Genomic DNA, 16,590 nt, shown 5'->3' on the forward strand with positions numbered 1-16,590 from the left:
GCGAGCGATCCGCCTCATTTCCGCCACAGCCGGGCTTGCCGACCCTGACTTATGGCTTGTTCAGCCCGAGCGCGGTCAGAATCCTGTCGATTACCGACCGGGAAAAGGCCCGCCTTTCGAGAAAGGCGCGGGGGCTCTGCGCGAAAAGCGGGGATTTCTCGGCCAACTGGGCGAGCGCCTTCGCCTGTTTCTCCGGATCATTGTCGGCAGCGGCCTTGAGCGCCTGGCCGAGCAGGCTGAGCTGGCTCGTGTCCGCGACCAGCATCCCGGCATGGCTCTCCGACGCTTTGCCGGCGCCGATCAGGTAAGCGCCCAGGAATGCGTAGAAATCATATCGCGGCGGACGGGCGACGCTGAGCGCGGTCGCGCGTTCCAGCAGCGGCAACCCTTCGGGCGAGCGATCGAGCCGCACGTAGAGCGCCCCCATGTCAGCCAGGATCTCCGGATCATAGGGGTTGCGGGTCTGCGCCTCGCGGCCCATCTGGATCGCCTCTTCGGTGGCGCCGCGCAGCAGCAGCACCTTCATCATCGCCTGGTAGGCCCGCGCTCCGGACGGGGCGAGGCGGATCGCCGTCAGGGCCGCCGCGAGAGAGCGGTCGAGCGGAGATCGCGCATCGCCTGTGTCATCCTGCGGGTCCGTGCCCGGCGAGGCCGGAGCCAGGCCGCGTTCGCCGAGCGTCATGATCGCGAGATGGGCCCAGGCCGGATAGAAACCCGGGTCCTGCTCGACCAATTGGGCCAGGCAGAGCCTGGCAGCCTGGTGCATCTCGGGCAGCATGGCGCGGCGCGCGTCGAAGGCCTTCAGGATGCAGCGGATGGCGGGAGACGGCGGGAACTGGCGCGCATCCGCCAGAATGATGCCGAAGGGCTCTGTCAGCCGCGTCGCCAGCCGCCGCGCCATCTCGGCCAGATCGCTTTCCTGCAGCACCGCAAGCGAGAGGCGGTTCGACGAGGTCGTCCAGACGATGCGCCCGTCCCGGACGAAGCGCAGGCGGCCAAGTCCCTCGGCCCCACCATTGACGCCCTGCGCGTCCATCTCGAACACATAGTCGATCTCATCCGAAAGGGCGGAGCCAGGCGACGGCGTCTTGATCGTCACGAGATCGTCGAAGCGCGCCATCGCATCGACGAGCAGCGCCGAGAAGCGGCGCAGGATATCCGCGAGCCTGGGATCGGAAGGCGGATTGGGAATCGTGATCGCGACACGCACGAGGCGCGGCGCCGCTGCCGCCTCGGGCAGCACGTCGACGGCCTGCCCGACCGCAGCCGATTTCGAGGCCTCGGATACGACCGATCCGCGCGGCGGCGCCAGATACCACCAGCCGAGCGCGAGCAGGCCGAACGCCAACGCGGCGAGGGTCAGACCGGCCCAGCGGCGGGCCGTGCGGCGATCCGGCTCGGGCGCATCTTCGAATCCGTCGGCGGCAACCCGGCTCCCCTCGCCGCCGAACCAGGTGAAGACCGGGACATAGCCGCCCACCGGCATCGAAATCTGCACGGGGTCATCGCGGCCGTCCCCGGCATAATATTGCGCCAGCGACCGCCTCAGCCGCCCGGCCTCGACGCGGACGATCGGATCGATCTGCGGATTGAAGTCCGCTGGCCGGCCAAGGCCCTCGACCGCAATCGTGTAGCCTTTCAGCTCGGCTGCGCGCCCTTCGACCGTACGCTCGACGATGAAGCTCAGAAACGCCGAAAGCTGGGGAGCGGCGCGAAAGGTGTCGGAGACGAGGACGCGGTCGAGACCCGCGCGAATGATCGCCGCGGCTCGGACATCCAGCCGTCCAGGATCATCTGCGCCTTCCGTCATCGGGGTCCGTTCAGTTTGTCGCCCCCACCAGGGAAGCTTACGCCATTGGCGACCTAACGTCACCCGCAGCCGGCTTGGAGCCGTCATCCGCCGGACGCAGCCTTGGGGCGCCATGATGGCGATTTACAGGCCGCTGGCTCCTGCTAGCTTTAACCAAGGTTAATCCACAGGGGCCCTCGAATGACGTCAGCATCCTCCGCCATCGCCGCACCGAACGACCTCGAAGCCTACTGGATGCCGTTCACGGCCAACCGGTCGTTCAAGAAGAACCCGCGCATGGTCGCGCGGGCCGAGGGCATGTTCTACTACACGCCCGACAACAAGCCGGTCATGGACGGCACCGCCGGTCTGTGGTGCTGCAATGCCGGCCATGCCCGCGAGCCGATCATCCAGGCGATCCAGGCCCAGGCGCGCGACCTCGACTACGCCCCCTCCTTCCAGTACGGCCACCCGAAGGTCTTCGCCGCCGCCGCCCGCATCGCGGCACTGGCGCCGGGCGATCTCGACCATGTCTTCTTCGCCGGCTCCGGCTCGGAAGCAGGCGATTCGGCGCTCAAGATCGCGCTGGCCTACTGGAACATCTCCGGCAAAGCCGCCAAGACCCGCCTGATCGGCCGCGAGCGCGGCTATCACGGCGTCGGCTTCGGCGGCATCTCGGTCGGCGGCATGTCGAACAACCGCAAGTTCTTCGGCTCGCTGCTCACCGGCGTCGACCATCTCGCCCATACCTATGACCGCGAAAAGCAGGCCTTCAGCAAGGGCGAGCCGGAATACGGCGCGCATTTCGCCGACGATCTGGAACGCATCGTCGCGCTGCACGACGCCTCGACCATCGCCGCCGTGATCGTCGAGCCGATGGCCGGCTCGACCGGCGCCCTGCCGCCGCCGAAGGGCTATCTCAAGCGCCTGCGCGAGATCTGCGACAAGCACAACATTCTCTTGATCTTCGACGAGGTCATCACCGGCTTCGGGCGACTGGGCTTCGCCTTCGCCGCCGAGCGCTACGGCGTGATCCCCGACATGATCACCTTCGCCAAGGGCGTGACCTCCGGCACCGTGCCGATGGGCGGCGTGATCGTGCGCAAGCACATCTACGATGCCTTCATGGGCGGCCCGGACAACGTCATCGAGCTGTTCCACGGCTACACCTATTCGGGCCATCCGCTGGCGGCGGCGGCCTGCCTGGCGTCGCTCGACATCTACCGCGACGAAGGCCTGTTCGAACGGGCACGCGCGATGGAAGGCGCCTGGGCCGATGCGGTGATGAGCCTGAAGGGCGAACCGAACGTCGTCGACATCCGCACGCTCGGCATCGTCGGCGCCGTCGACCTTGCGCCCCGCGCCGACGGCGTCGGCAAGCGGGCCTTCGAAGCGATGGACCGTCTCTTCCGCGAGGAAGGGCTGATGGTGCGGACGGCCGCCGATACGATCGCCTTCTCGCCGCCGCTGATCATCACGGAGAGCCAGGTTGACGAGCTGATCGAGAAGCTGCGCCGGGTGATCCGGGCGGTTGCGAACTGAAGCAGCGTTCGACAGGGAGCTGATTGAGATGGATCGGCGCACTTTTCTCACCGCGGCGAGCGCAGCCCTTGTGGCGCGCCAGGCCGCGGCGCAAGCGCCGGCCCGCCAATGGCAATCCCAGTCTCTCACCGAGGCGGGTTTCAAACCCGATGCGAGCGAGCGCATCGAGAAGGCTTTCGCCGCCGGCGAACTGAAAGGGCTCCATGGCCTCGTCGTGCTCCGGCACGGCAAAATCGCGATGGAGCACTATTTCAGCGGCGCGGACGAGATCTGGGGCGACAGTCGCGGCACCGTCGCCTTCAATGCCGACGAGCTCCACGACCTCCGTTCCGTGTCGAAGAGCATCGTCGGTCTGATCTACGGCATCGCGCTCGGCGAAGGCCTAGTCCCGAAACCGGCCGCTCCGGTTCTGGCGAGCTTCCCGGATTATCGCGATCTCGCTGCGGATGCCGACCGGCAGCGCATCAAGATCGAGCATGTGCTGACCATGAGCATGGGCCTCGCCTGGGACGAGAGCCTGCCCTATACCGACCCGCGCAACAGCGAGATCGCGATGGAGCGGGCAGCCGACCGCTACCGCTTCATCCTCGAGCAGCCGATCACCCGCCCGCCCGGCGAAGCCTGGACCTATAGCGGCGGCGCCACGGCCCTGCTGGGCCATCTCGTCGCCAGGGGTTCCGGCCAGCGCCTCGGCACGTATGCTTCGAGCCGCCTGTTCGCGCCGCTCGGGATCGAGCGCTTTACCTGGACGAACGGCATGAACGGTGAAGAAGCCGCGGCCTCGGGTCTGCGCCTGCGCCCACGCGATCTTGCCGCGATCGGCCAGCTTCTGCTGGACAAGGGCCATTATGGCGGACGGCAGATCATCCCGGCAGACTGGGTGGAGCAGGCTCTCACCGAGCGCTCGCAGCGGTCGGACGGGCTCCGCTACGGCTATCAGTGGTATCTCGGCCGCGACCGCGCCGGTGATCCCTGGTACGGCGCCGAAGGCAATGGCGGGCAGCGCCTCATCGTCGCACCCAAGCAGGAGATCGTCATCGCCGTCACGGCAGGAAACTACAACCAGCCCGGCAATTCGCGGCTGCCGCTCCGCGTCGCCAGGGAGTTCGTCTTCGGCGCCCTGGCCTCGTAGCCGACGCGCCGTTCAGACGCGCCGCAGCTTGTTGTAGCGGGCGATCAGCCTGTCGCGCTTGAGTCGCGACAGGCGGTCGATCCAGAAGATGCCGTCGAGCTGGTCGATCTCGTGCTGATGGCAGACGGCCAGCAGGCCGTCCGCCTCTTCGCTCTGCTCCACCCCGTCGAGATCGTGATAGCGCACCCGGACATGGGCATGGCGTTCGAGTTCGTCGGTCACGCCGGGCATCGAGACGCTGCCCTCGACATGGCGGATGGTCTCGCGTGAGACCCCGTCCAGCACCGGATTGGCATAGGTCCGGACGTCGCCGGGCGTCAGCTCCAGCACCACCAATCGCTGGGACACGCCGACATGCGGCGCGGTGATGCCGATGCCGGGCGCCGCGCGCATCGTATCGAGCAGATCGGCCGCAAGCTCACGCAGATCGGCATCGAAGCGCGTGACGGGTGCCGCCGCCACGCGCAGGCGCGGATCGGGAAAACTCAGGATCGGGCGTGGAGGCATGCGTAGGCTCGGTCTTCGCTATCCCGGTTCAGGCCCCGCTTCCCTAGCGGATCGCGGGTCCTGACCCCAGCAGGGACATCTTCACTTCGTCGTGTAGCCACCATTCACGAGAATGGTTTGCCCCGTCATCCACCAGCCGTCCGAGACCAGGAAGCGGATCCAGGGGACGATATCCTGGATGTCGGTCAGGCCCGTTTTCGAGAAGGGCGAGAGCGCGGCCGCCGTCTTGTGATAGGCGACCGCATCGGCGCCTTCTGCCGGATAGAAGAACGGCGTGTCCATCGGGCCCGGCCCGATCGCGGTGACCGAGATGCCGCGGGCACCGAATTCCTTCGAGGCTGCGCGGGTGTAGTGCTCGACCGGCGCCTTGGTGCCGGCATAGCTCGCATAGAACGGCGTGAAGGCGCCGAGCAGCGAGGTCACCAGCGTGCAGACCTTGCCGTTGTCGCCGACCTGCTTGCCGGCCTCCTTGAGGAAGAAGAACGCCGTCTTGGAGTTGACCGCGCTCATCTCGTCGAACTCGGCCTCGCTGATTTCGACCATCGGCTTCTTCAGGACCTTGCCGACCGTGTTCACGGCGATGTCGATCGAGCCCATCGCCGCCTTGGCGTCAGTGAAGAGCTTTTCCATGGCGGCAGACGAGGTCAGGTCGGCCTGAAACGCATAGGCTTCCGCACCGGCTGCCTTGATCGCCGCGAGGGTCTTCTCGGCCTCGGCCTTGGCCGACGTGCTGTTGTAGTGAATGGCGACGGCTTTCGCGCCCTGCGCGGCGAGGTCCTTCGCCAGCAGACCGCCGAGATTCTTGGCGCCGCCGGCGATCAGAACCGTCTTACCCTTGATGCCGTGATCGGCCATCGCATGCTCCTGTTCACTCGCAATCGATGGCCACAAGATACCGTCCCAAAATCGGCTATAAAGATTTTGATCAGGACATCACTGGTCAGAGATCACGAACAATCCGGAGTGCCGATTTGGACCGCATCGACCTCTTCCGCATCTATGCCCGCGTCGTCGAATGCGAGAGCTTCACCCAGGCCGCCAAGGCGCTCGGGCTGCCGCGGTCCTCGGTCTCGGCGGCGGTCGCAGCACTGGAGCAGCGGATCGGTACGCGGCTGCTGCATCGCACGACGCGGAGAGTCTCGGCGACGCCGGATGGCGCGGCCTTCTATGAGCATTGCGCGCGGCTCGTCGCCGATGTCGAGGAAACCGAGGCACTGTTCCGCCACAGCACCGCGAGCCCCGCCGGGCGGCTCAGGATCGACGTGCCAGGCCGGATCGGGCGCCTGATCATCGCGCCGGCCCTGCCCGACTTCCTCGCCCGCTATCCCGAGATCGAAATCGATCTCAGTGTCACCGACCGGGCAGCGAACCTGATCGAGGACGGCATCGACTGCGTACTGCGTGTCGGCCCCCTGAACGATTCAGGATTGATCGCCCGTTCGGTCGGGGAATTGCCGCTGATCAATGTCGCCAGCCCCGACTATCTCGCAGCGCATGGCGTGCCAACGCATCCCGGCGAGCTCGACGGGCACAGGGCGGTCAACTACGCTTCGCCGACGACGGGGCGGATCGAGCCCTGGGAATGGCTGGAGGACGGAACGCTTCACGGCCGCGCCCTGCCCGGTCGCGTCACCGTCAACAGCGCGGAGGCCTATATCGCCTGCTGCCTTGCCGGGCTCGGCCTGATCCAGATTCCGGCCTATGACGTGGCCGAGCATCTCGCGGCGGGCGAGCTCGTCGAGGTCATGCCACGGCACCACGCGGCGGCGATGCCGATGACCTTGCTCTATCCCCACCGCCGGCACCTGTCGCGCCGGCTGCAGGTCTTCGCGGACTGGCTCGTGGCGCTGCTGCGCACGCGGCTGGCTGCTTGAACCGGGAGGCTCAGGCCACCTTCTTCTCGGCCGCGCCGTAGAAGCTCTCGCCGGTCTTGGCCATGCGCTTCAGCAGGCGGTTCGGCTTGAAGCGTTCGCCATGGGCCTTGGCCAGCTTCTCGCAAAGCTTCACGAAGGCAGCCGCGCCCATGTTGTCGATATAGGAGAGCGTGCCGCCCGAATAAGGCGCGAAACCGAAGCCGATGATCGAGCCGACATCGGCCTCGCGCGGATCGGTGACGACGCCTTCCTCATAGGTCTTGGCGGCTTCGAGAGCCTGCGTCACCAGGAGACGGTGCTTCAGCTCCTCCATGTCGACGCTCTCGGGATCGAGACGCGAGCCTGCGAGATCGGCGAGGCCCGGCCAGAGCCGCTTCGGCCCGGCTTCCGGATAATCGTAGAAGCCGTTGCGGTTCTTGCGGCCGAGGCGACCGTGCTTTTCGACCATGTCGGCGAGCAGCTTCTCCTGCGCCGGATCGACCGCGCCTTCGCCGAGCTGGGCCTTGGTCGCCTTCAGCACCTTGTAGGCGAGATCGACCGCGACCTCGTCATTGAGCGAGAGCGGGCCGACCGGCATGCCGGCCTGCTTGCCGGCCGCCTCGATCATCGCGGGCGGCACGCCTTCCATCAGCATCAGATGGCCTTCGCGGATATAGTTGCCGACGCAGCGATTGGCGTAGAAGCCGCGGGTGTCATTGACGACGATCGGCGTCTTCTTGATGGCGCGGACGAAGTCCAGCGCCATGGCGAGCGCCTTCTTGCCGGTCTTCTTGGCCATGATGACCTCGACCAGCAGCATCTTCTCGACCGGCGAGAAGAAATGGATGCCGATGAAGTTTTTCGGGCGCTGGCTGGTCTGGGCGAGCCCCGTGATCGGCAGCGTCGAGGTGTTGGAGCCGAAGATCGTGCGCGGGCCGACCACGGCCTCGACCTTGGCGATGACCTCGGCCTTGACCTTCGGGTCCTCGAAGACGGCCTCGACGATCAGGTCGCAGCCCTTGAGATCGGCATAGTCGGCCGAGGCCTTGATGCGGCCGAGCAGCGCGTCGCGATCGGCGGTCTTGGCACGGCCCTTCATGATCTGGTCGGAGACCAGCTTGTGCGAATAGGCCTTGCCCTTCTCGGCCGCCTCGATGTCCTTGTCGACCAGCACGACCTCAAGGCCCGCCTGCGCGGTGACATAGGCGATGCCGGCACCCATGAAGCCCGCGCCGATGACGCCGACCCTCTTGAGCTTGGACGGCGGCACATCGGCCGGGCGGCGGGCGCCCTTGTTCAATTCCTGCATCGAGACGAAGAGCGAGCGGATCATCGAGGCCGCCTCCTTCGTCCGAAGGATCTTGGCGAAGTAGCGGCTCTCGACCTTGAGGCCGAGATCGATCGGGAGCTGCAGCCCCTCATAGACCGCGCAGAGGATGGCGCGAGCGGCCGGATAGTTATCGTTGGTCTCGCGGCGATAGATCGCGTTGGCCGGTGGCCAGATCTGCATGCCGGCCGGCGAATGCACCTTGTTGGAAGGCAGCTTGAAACCCTTCTGATCCCAGGGCTGCGTCGCCTGCGGATTGGCCTTGAGCCAGTCCTTGGCGTTCTGGACGATGTCGGCGCGCGGGGTGACCGCATGGACAAGACCGGAATTGCGCGCGGGCAGCGCCTTCACCTGCTCGCCCTTGAACATCATCTGGAGCGCGTCACCGGTCTGCATCAGGCGCGCGACGCGCTGGGTGCCGCCAGCGCCGGGGAAAAGACCGACCTTGATCTCGGGCAGGCCGACGCGGGTCGAGGCATCGTCCGAGACGACGCGGTACTGACAGGAGAGCGAGAGCTCGAAGGCACCGCCAAGGCAGACGCCATGGATCGCGGCGGCGAAGGGCTTCCCGCAGGTCTCGAGCTTGCGGTAGAGCAGCGAGAGCTTGCGGCTCTCGTCGAAGAAGCTCTGCATCGCGACCGCCTCGCCCTTCTCCTTGGCGAGCTTCACATAGAGATCGCGCAGGCCCTGGAGCATGGTGAGGTCGGCGCCACCGGAGAAGCTCTCCTTGCCGGAGGTGATGACGCAGCCCTTGATGGCTTCGTCGCCCGCGACCTTGTCGACGATCTGGTTCAGCTCTTCCATCACCTCGGGAGTGATGACGTTCATCGAGCGACCCGGCATGTCCCAGGTTGCCACAGTGATGCCGTCGGCATCGGTCTCGAAGCGGAAATTGGTGAGGTTCATGATCTCTCTCCCTGCCCTTCCGCTCAGACGCGCTCGATGATGGTGGCGACGCCCATGCCGACGGCGACGCAGAGCGTCACCAGCGCGGTCTGCTTGTCCTGCCGCTCCAGCTCGTCGAGCACGGTGCCGAGCACCATCGCCCCGGTTGCGCCGAGCGGATGGCCCATGGCGATGGCGCCGCCATTGACGTTCAGGACCTCGTCATCGATGTCGAGCGCCTGCTGGTAGCGCAGCACGACGGAGGAAAAGGCCTCGTTCAGCTCGAAGAGGTCGATGTCCTTCTTGGACATGCCGGCCTTTTTCAGCACGAGCTCGGTAACGTCGACCGGGCCGGTCAGCATCAGCGCCAGATCGGAACCGACCGTGGCGAAAGCCTTGATGCGGGCGCGGGGCTTCAAACCCGCGGCCTTGCCGGCCTTCTTCGAACCGACGAGCACGGCAGCCGCGCCATCGACGATGCCGGAAGAATTGCCGGCATGATGGACGTGGTTGATGAACTCGACATCCGGATGCGCGGCGGTGGCGACCGCATCGAAGCCACCCATCTCGCCCATCTGGACGAAAGAGGCCTTGAGCGCTGCGAGCGTCTGCATGTCGGTGCCCGGCCGGATCGTCTCGTCGCGATCGAGGATGACGAGGCCGTTGACGTCGGTGACGGGGATCACCGAGTTTTTGAAGCGGCCTTCACTCCAGGCCTTTGCGGCGCGCTGGTGCGAGCGCACGGCGAAGGCGTCGACGTCGTCGCGCGAGAAGCCGTATTTGGTCGCGATCAGGTCGGCGGAGACGCCCTGCGGCATGAAATAAGTGTCGATGGCGACTGATGGATCGACCGCGATGCCGAAGCCGGAAGCGCCCATGCCGATGCGCGACATCGATTCGACGCCGCCGCCGATCGCCATCTCCTTCTGGCCGGACATGACCTGCGCTGCGGCGAGGTTCACCGCATCGAGGCCCGAGGCGCAGAAGCGGTTGATCTGCACGCCCGGCACTTCCTTGCCGTAGCCGGCCTTGAGTGCGACCGTGCGGGCGATATCGGCGCCGGCCTCGCCGACCGGATCGACGCAGCCCATCACCACGTCCTCGACGAGAAGCGGATCGAGATTGTTGCGGTCCTTGATGGCCCGCAGCGCCTGGGTGCCGAGCTCGATCGCCGTGACTTCATGAAGCGAGCCGTCGGCCTTGCCCTTGCCGCGCGGGGTGCGGACGTGGTCGTAGATGAATGCGTCTGCCATCGAGGGAGCTCCCTGGCCTGCCGCGACCCGGCGGCTTGTTTTCCTGCTGAACGCCATGGTCGGGCTTGACCCGACCATCTTCTCATCCAGCGAACTCATCAAGAGATGCCCGGGTCCAGCCCGGGCATGACGTTAAGTGCTCTGCGCGTCAGAACTGCTCGGCGCTCAGCGCCATCGTCGTGTCGGCGCCGGAGGTGATACGCGCCAGATGGGCGCCGGTTTCCGGCAAGGTGCGCTCCATGAAGAAGCGGGCCGTGACGAGCTTGGCGCTCATCCGTTCGTCGGCACCGGCCTTGAGCTTCTCCTGCGCGGCCTTGGCCATCTTCACCCACATGTAGCCGAGCGAGACCAGACCCAGCAGATGCATGAAGTCGTTTGCGCCGGCGCCGGCATTGTCGGGCTTGGCGAGCGCGTTGTTCATGAACCACATCGCCGCCTGCTGGAGGTGGCCGAGCGAAACCTGGAGCGGCCCCAGCAAGGGCTTCAGCGCCTCGTCCTCGGCATTCTCCTTGAGGAAGGCGCCGACTTCGTTGAAGAAGGCCATGATGCCGCGGCCACCGTCGCGGCCGAGCTTGCGGCCGACGAGATCCATCGCCTGCACGCCGTTGGCGCCCTCGTAGATCATGGCGATGCGGGCATCCCGGACGAACTGCTCGACGCCGGTCTCGGCGATGTAGCCGTGGCCGCCGAACATCTGCTGCGCCTTCACCGCATTGTCGAAGCCGATATCGGTGAGCACGCCCTTGAGCACCGGAGTCATCAAGCCGAGCTGGTCATCGGCCGCCTGGCGCTCGGCCGCGTCGCCGGAACGATGGGCGATGTCGGATTTCAGCGCGTTCCAGAGCACGAAGGCGCGCGCCGCCTCATTGAAGGCCTTGATCGACATCAGCGTGCGGCGCACGTCGGGATGGACGATGATCGGGTCCGCCGGCTTGGCGGGCTCCTTGGCGCCGGTGAGCGCACGGCCCTGCAGGCGCTCCTTCGCATAGGCGACGGCGTTCTGGTAGGCGACCTCGGACTGGGCGAGCCCCTGGATCGCGACGCCGAGGCGGGCCTCGTTCATCATCACGAACATGGCATTGAGGCCCTTGTTCTCGGTCCCGACCAGCCAGCCCTGCGCGCCGTCATAGTTCATGACGCAGGTCGCGTTGCCGTGAATGCCCATCTTGTGCTCGATCGAGCCGCAGGACACGCCGTTATTGGCGCCGACCGAGCCGTCTTCGCCCAACTTGTTGCGCGGCACGACGAAGAGCGAAATGCCCTTCACGCCGGCCGGCGCGCCCTCGATGCGGGCCAGCACAAGATGGATGATGTTCCCGGTGATGTCCTGCTCGCCGGCCGAGATGAAGATCTTGGTGCCGGTGATGGCGTAGGAGCCGTCGCCGTTCGGCACGGCCTTGGTCTTGAGCAGGCCGAGGTCGGTGCCGCAATGCGGCTCGGTCAGGTTCATGGTGCCCGACCAGGTGCCGTCGATCATCTTCGGCAGATAGGTGCGCTTGATCTCGTCGGAGCCATGGACATAGAGCGCGGCGATCGCGCCCATGGTCAGGCCCGGATACATGGCGAAGGCCATGTTCGCGGCCGAGGCGTATTCGTTCATCACCGCGCCGAGCGTATAGGGCAGGCCCTGGCCGCCATATTCCGGGTCCATGGCCAAGCCGATCCAGCCGCCGCCGGCATAGGCCTCATAGGCCGCCTTGAAACCCTTCGGCGTGGTGACGCGGCCGTCAGGATGGCGGGTGCAGCCCTCCTGGTCGCCGGAATGGTTGATCGGCTGGAGGACTTCCTCGCAGAGCTTCGCGCCCTCGCCGAGCACGGCTTCGATCACGTCGGAGGACGCGTCGGCGAAGCCCGGCAGGTTGTTGTAGCGCTCGATGGCGAAGACGTCGTTGAGCAGGAAAAGCGTGTCGTCGACGGGTGCCTTGTAGACCGGCATCGGATCCTCCCTCTCGTCGCAAGGCGGCGCCTGGTTCCTGTCGCCGCAGCAAGATAGTTCATATATAAACAATCTAGCCGAAGTTGCAACTGCAGCGTCGCGATTTGTCGCTCGCGGGATGGCGGGAACGTGACGCGGCCATAAAAAAAAGCCCCGGCGAAGCCGGGGCTTTGACTGTCGACCCGAGAGCCTCAGGCTTTCGGCATACGGACAAGCGACGCTTCAAGCTCGGTGATCGCGCTTTCGATCTCGGTGCGCTGGCTGCGCAGCAGTTCGAGCTGCTCCACGATCTGCTCCCGGCTGAGCTGAAGGCCCCCGACGGAAGCGGCCATATCGCCAGCCCCGCCCTTCTTGTCCTCATTGGCCAGCATGGCGCGGATCTCGACGAGCGTGAAACCGAGCTGCTTGCCCTTGAGGATCAGGGCGAGACGCGCCCGGTCGCGCGCCGAATAGATGCGGGTCATGCCGGAACGGCTCGGGGCGATCAGGCCCCGCGATTCGTAGAAGCGGAGCGTGCGCAGCGTGACGCCGAAATCACGGGCAAGATCGCTGATGGTGAAATCGCCGGTCTGATCGGCATCGGCAGGGGCGGTAGCGGAGCGGGTTTCATGAATCGAGGAACCCGCCATAGCTAAGCTTTGGCGTGACATGAAAGCTGCAATCCTTGCAAGTGTGTCGAATCGCCGGCCATGGCGGCGTCGAGTGGTACCGCAGTGATAGGGTGGGCGCTCTCGCTGCGTCAGGTAATACGCGCCCTCCGCAGGGTAAGTTACCGTTACATGGCTCGCAAAGGAGCCATTCCACGCGGCATTCGGAAAAAATTAACGATCGGCACGGCGGTTATTAACCCGTTGTTTACCATGCCCGCCAAATGTCGGGAGCGCGCATCGGCGTCGTGGCTTCGTCAACGATATCTTCACGACCTGCCAAGGTTCGCGCGGGAGGCGACGGCACCAGGGGGCCTCGCCTGTCGCAGACAAGGTCCCCTGAGGCGAGCGAGATCATGGCCAACAGCTTGCCCTGGAGCGTGAAGGGCGTCGATCCCCGGACGCGCGATGCGGCAAAGGCGGCGGCCCGCCGTCTGGGAATGACGCTGGGCGAATGGCTCGACCACAAGATCCGCGACGAGAGCGACGAGGGCACGGCCCCAGCCGCTCCGGAGCAGCTCGATATCGCCGCCCTGTCGGAGCGGCTCGCCCGCCTTTCGCAGGCCCGGACCGACACCACGCCACGCCAGATGGCCCCGAACCCGTCGCGCGAGGCGATCGACAGCCTCGTCGGCCAGGCGGCCGCCCTCGAGAGCATGACCCGCGAAGCCAATGCCCGGACCGCCGGCGCGCTGGATTCGATCACCCGCTGGATCGAGAAGACCGAGGATCGCCTGTCGTCGAGCGAGCGCGGCTCGGCCGAACGCCAGGAACGCGCCACCAACGTCATCGCCGATGCGATCAAGACGATGGGCGAGCGTATCGCAGAAATCGAGCGCCGCAGCGTCGAGACCCAGCAGAGCCGCGCCGAGCAGGCGCCCCGCCTCGCCTTCAGCCGCGAAGGCCTTGCCGCCGCCGTCACGGACATCCGCACCCGCCAGCGCGTCCTCGATACCGACGAGGCGGCCCGACCGGCCGCGGTCGCGCCCGAGCGCATTTCAGCCCTGCGCGAGGACCTGCGCGAACTCGGCTCGCGGCTCTCCTACGAGGGCCGCCGCCCGGCCCAGGCGCAACGCCCGGCCGCTCCGGTCCGCGTCGACACCGGCGCCATCGAAGCCAAGATCGGCCTGCTGGCCGAGCGCCTCGACCGGTTCGACCGGCGCGACCAGTTCGAGCCCCTGCTCAAGCCGCTGACCCGGATCGAGGCGGAAGTCTCGCGACTGTCGCAGGACCGGGCCGGCGAGAGCTACCAGCGCTTCCAGCTGGAGATCGCGCATCTCGCCGCCAAGGTCGATGCGCTCGCCGCCCGTGGCGGCCAGGTCGCCAATCTCGATCCCGTCAGGCGCGACATCGCGGAGCTCAGGGATCTCCTCGGCGCCGGCGGGCAGGACCACAAGCTGGACGATCTTTCCCAGCAGGTCGCGACGCTCGGCTTCGAGATCGGCCGGTTGCGCGATGTCCGCCCCGACATGGGCGAGCTGCGCAGCCTGGCGAGCGCGATCGACGACGTGCGCAGCGCAGTGCTGTCCCAGCGCGGCGAGTTTCCCGGCGCAGGCCTGCTGACCTCGCTTGCGAGCCAGGTCGACGCCCTGTCGCGCAAGTTCGACGCGGTCGCCACCCAGAAGCTGGACGAAAACAGCGCTTCGCGGCAGAGCGATTACCTCGCCAGCCGCATCGACTCGCTGCAACAGCGCATCGACGTCCTGGTCGAGCAGGGACCGTCCAACGTCACGCGCGAGATCGAGGCCCTCTCGAGCCGGATCGAAAGCCTTGCGGCCTCGAACCAGTTGACGCGGATGGTCGGAGAGGGTGCGGCTGCGGTCGATCTCAATCCGATCGAGCAGATGCTGCGCCATCTCGCCGAGAAGATCGACGAAGCCGGCGCGCCCGGCGCGAACGCCGAATCTTTCGATGCCCTCGAACGGCAGATTTCCGGCATCGCCAGCCGCCTCGACGAGGCGTCCGCAACCCGCTCGGCCGAAAACGGCATGGAGCGCACGCTGCAGGACCTCGTCGTGCATCTGCGTTCGATGCGCGAGGAAACGGCAGCCGAACGCGCCGCCCTCGTCCAGGCCGCCAGCACGGCCGCCTCCGGCAAGGGCATCGCCGAACTGTCGAGCCTGGTGACGGGCCTGCGCGACAACCATGTCTCGTCCGACAGCCAGACGCGCGACGCAATCGGCGCCGTTCATGGCTCGCTCGAGTTGATCATGTCGCGGCTCGCGAGCCTCGAAGCCGAGCTGCAAGGCGAGCGGCATCCGCCGGCGAACGGACTGGCCGCAGCGATGCGCGCCGGGGATGGCGTCATCCGGACCAACCCCGCTCCGGCCCGTGACAGCACGAACCTCTCGGTCGGCGCCGCAGCGCAGGACCGCTTTGCCATGCCGGCCGGCGAACCCGCGCGCAGCGAGCCGACCCTGCCGGCGAGCACCGCTTTCGACATTCCGCTGGAACCCGGCTCCGGGCGCCCGCGCCCCGAGACCGCGATCGGCGCAGGCCTGGACCCGCAATCGGTCCGCCAGAGCCTGATCGCCGCCGCGCGGCGCTCCGCCAAGGCCGCCAGCGAGGCAGCAGCATCCACGCCTTCGCCCGCAGCGGAGCCGACGGCGAAGAGCCCGGGCCGCCTCAAGGACATCCTGGAGAAGCGCAAGCGCCCGCTGCTGCTCGGCCTCGCCGCGCTGATCCTCGCCATGGGCACCGCCCATCTCGTCACGAATTCCCTGCGTGGCGACAGCGCCAAGACCGCCAACAGCGGAGCGCGCAGCCTGATCGTGCCGCCCGCCGCCCAGCCGGAAGCGCCGGCCGCGCCGGCGCAGGCCCCCGCCAAGGACCAGTCTTCGGCGCTGCCCGCCACCCCGCAGGACGTTCCTGCCCAACCGGCCGCGAACCAGGCCGCGCCCGAGCAGTCCGCCACCGCGGCGGCCGCGCCCGCAACCCCGGTCGTCGCGGAAGCCGCACCCGCGGCCACCGCCGCTCCGGTCGAACAGGTTCAGGCCGTGACTGGCATCGGCGACCTGCCTGCCGGGTTCGGCAGCGCAGGCTTGCGCAAGGCTGCCCAGGACGGCGATGCGCGCGCGGTCTACGAGCTCGCGAGCAAGGCCGCCGACGGCCCGGCCAACCAGCGCGACCCGAAGCTGGCGTTGCGCCTGTTCGAGCGCGCCGCTGTCGCCGGCCTCGCCCCGGCCCAGTTCCGCGTCGGCAACATGTTCGAGAAGGGCATCGGCACGCAGCGCGACCTGTCGCTCGCCCGGATCTGGTACCAGCGCGCCGCCGAACGCGGCAACGCCAAGGCGATGCACAACCTCGCCGTGCTCCATGCCGAAGGCGCCGCCGGCAAGCCGGATTACGCCATGGCGACGGAGTGGTTCCGCCGCGCCGCCGAACTCGGCGTCCGCGACAGCCAGTACAATCTCGCCGTGCTGCTCGGGCGCGGCCTCGGCGCGCCGACCGATCTCGCCCAGTCCTTCGTCTGGTTCTCGGTCGCTGCCGGCCAGGGTGACGAGGATGCCGGCCGCAAGCGCGACGAGGTGGCCCAGCGCCTGAAGGCGGAAGACCTCACCTCGGCCAAGGCGGTCGCCGCGAGCTGGAAGCCGAAGACGCTCGACGCCGCCGCCAACGAGGTCGCCGCCCCCGCAAAGGGCTGGGACCCCCAGCCGACCGCGGCGGCGCCGAAGCCCGGCAAGCAGTCCCGGACCTGAGCCGCCTTGCGCGACGTCATG

The 16,590-nt window shown here is 67.2% G+C and carries 11 protein-coding genes; 4 read left to right on the forward strand and 7 right to left on the reverse strand.

Going from position 1 to position 16,590, the window contains the following annotated elements; genetic code table 11:
* Positions 1-49: 49 nt before the first annotated feature.
* Positions 50-1,810 carry a tetratricopeptide repeat protein gene (locus tag BLQ70_RS04415; protein ID WP_091855933.1) on the reverse strand — a complete coding sequence of 587 codons (1,761 nt, stop codon included), beginning with the start codon at positions 1,808-1,810 and terminating at the stop codon, positions 50-52.
* 180 nt (positions 1,811-1,990) lie between these two features.
* On the opposite strand from BLQ70_RS04415, the gene aptA reads away from it, so the two are divergent.
* Positions 1,991-3,331, forward strand: coding sequence for an omega-aminotransferase AptA (gene aptA, locus BLQ70_RS04420; RefSeq protein WP_091855934.1), 1,341 nt, complete (start codon positions 1,991-1,993; stop codon positions 3,329-3,331).
* A 28-nt stretch (positions 3,332-3,359) separates the two neighbouring features.
* Complete coding sequence (locus BLQ70_RS04425; protein WP_091855935.1) at positions 3,360-4,463, forward strand: serine hydrolase domain-containing protein; 1,104 nt, start codon at positions 3,360-3,362, stop codon at positions 4,461-4,463.
* A gap of 12 nt (positions 4,464-4,475) precedes the next feature.
* On the opposite strand, the gene BLQ70_RS04430 is transcribed toward BLQ70_RS04425, so the two are convergent.
* Positions 4,476-4,970, reverse strand: coding sequence for a peptide deformylase (locus BLQ70_RS04430; protein ID WP_091855936.1), 495 nt, complete (start codon positions 4,968-4,970; stop codon positions 4,476-4,478).
* A gap of 81 nt (positions 4,971-5,051) precedes the next feature.
* On the reverse strand, positions 5,052-5,825 hold the full coding sequence (locus BLQ70_RS04435) for an SDR family oxidoreductase (protein ID WP_091855937.1): 774 nt from the start codon (positions 5,823-5,825) through the stop codon (positions 5,052-5,054).
* A 116-nt stretch (positions 5,826-5,941) separates the two neighbouring features.
* On the opposite strand from BLQ70_RS04435, the gene BLQ70_RS04440 reads away from it, so the two are divergent.
* Positions 5,942-6,844, forward strand: a complete 903-nt coding sequence (locus tag BLQ70_RS04440; protein ID WP_091855938.1) for a LysR family transcriptional regulator — start codon at positions 5,942-5,944, stop codon at positions 6,842-6,844.
* Between the two features lie 10 nt (positions 6,845-6,854).
* Here the strand turns inward: BLQ70_RS04440 and BLQ70_RS04445 are convergent, their stop codons facing one another.
* From BLQ70_RS04445 to BLQ70_RS04460, 4 genes are all read right to left on the reverse strand, one after another.
* Positions 6,855-9,056, reverse strand: coding sequence for an FAD-dependent oxidoreductase (locus BLQ70_RS04445; protein ID WP_091855939.1), 2,202 nt, complete (start codon positions 9,054-9,056; stop codon positions 6,855-6,857).
* A gap of 23 nt (positions 9,057-9,079) precedes the next feature.
* Positions 9,080-10,288, reverse strand: coding sequence for an acetyl-CoA C-acetyltransferase (locus tag BLQ70_RS04450; protein ID WP_091855940.1), 1,209 nt, complete (start codon positions 10,286-10,288; stop codon positions 9,080-9,082).
* Between the two features lie 148 nt (positions 10,289-10,436).
* Positions 10,437-12,224 carry an acyl-CoA dehydrogenase C-terminal domain-containing protein gene (locus tag BLQ70_RS04455; protein WP_091855941.1) on the reverse strand — a complete coding sequence of 596 codons (1,788 nt, stop codon included), beginning with the start codon at positions 12,222-12,224 and terminating at the stop codon, positions 10,437-10,439.
* A 191-nt stretch (positions 12,225-12,415) separates the two neighbouring features.
* Positions 12,416-12,874 (reverse strand): MerR family transcriptional regulator, encoded by a 459-nt coding sequence (locus BLQ70_RS04460; protein WP_244511896.1) that lies wholly within the window; start codon positions 12,872-12,874, stop codon positions 12,416-12,418.
* Between the two features lie 353 nt (positions 12,875-13,227).
* On the opposite strand from BLQ70_RS04460, the gene BLQ70_RS04465 reads away from it, so the two are divergent.
* A complete protein-coding gene (locus BLQ70_RS04465; RefSeq protein ID WP_091855942.1) occupies positions 13,228-16,569 on the forward strand; it encodes an SEL1-like repeat protein in 3,342 nt (1,113 codons plus the stop codon).
* Positions 16,570-16,590 lie beyond the last annotated feature (21 nt).

Source organism: Allobosea robiniae (genome assembly GCF_900102525.1).
GTDB classification, from domain to species: Bacteria; Pseudomonadota; Alphaproteobacteria; order Rhizobiales; family Beijerinckiaceae; genus Allobosea; species Allobosea robiniae.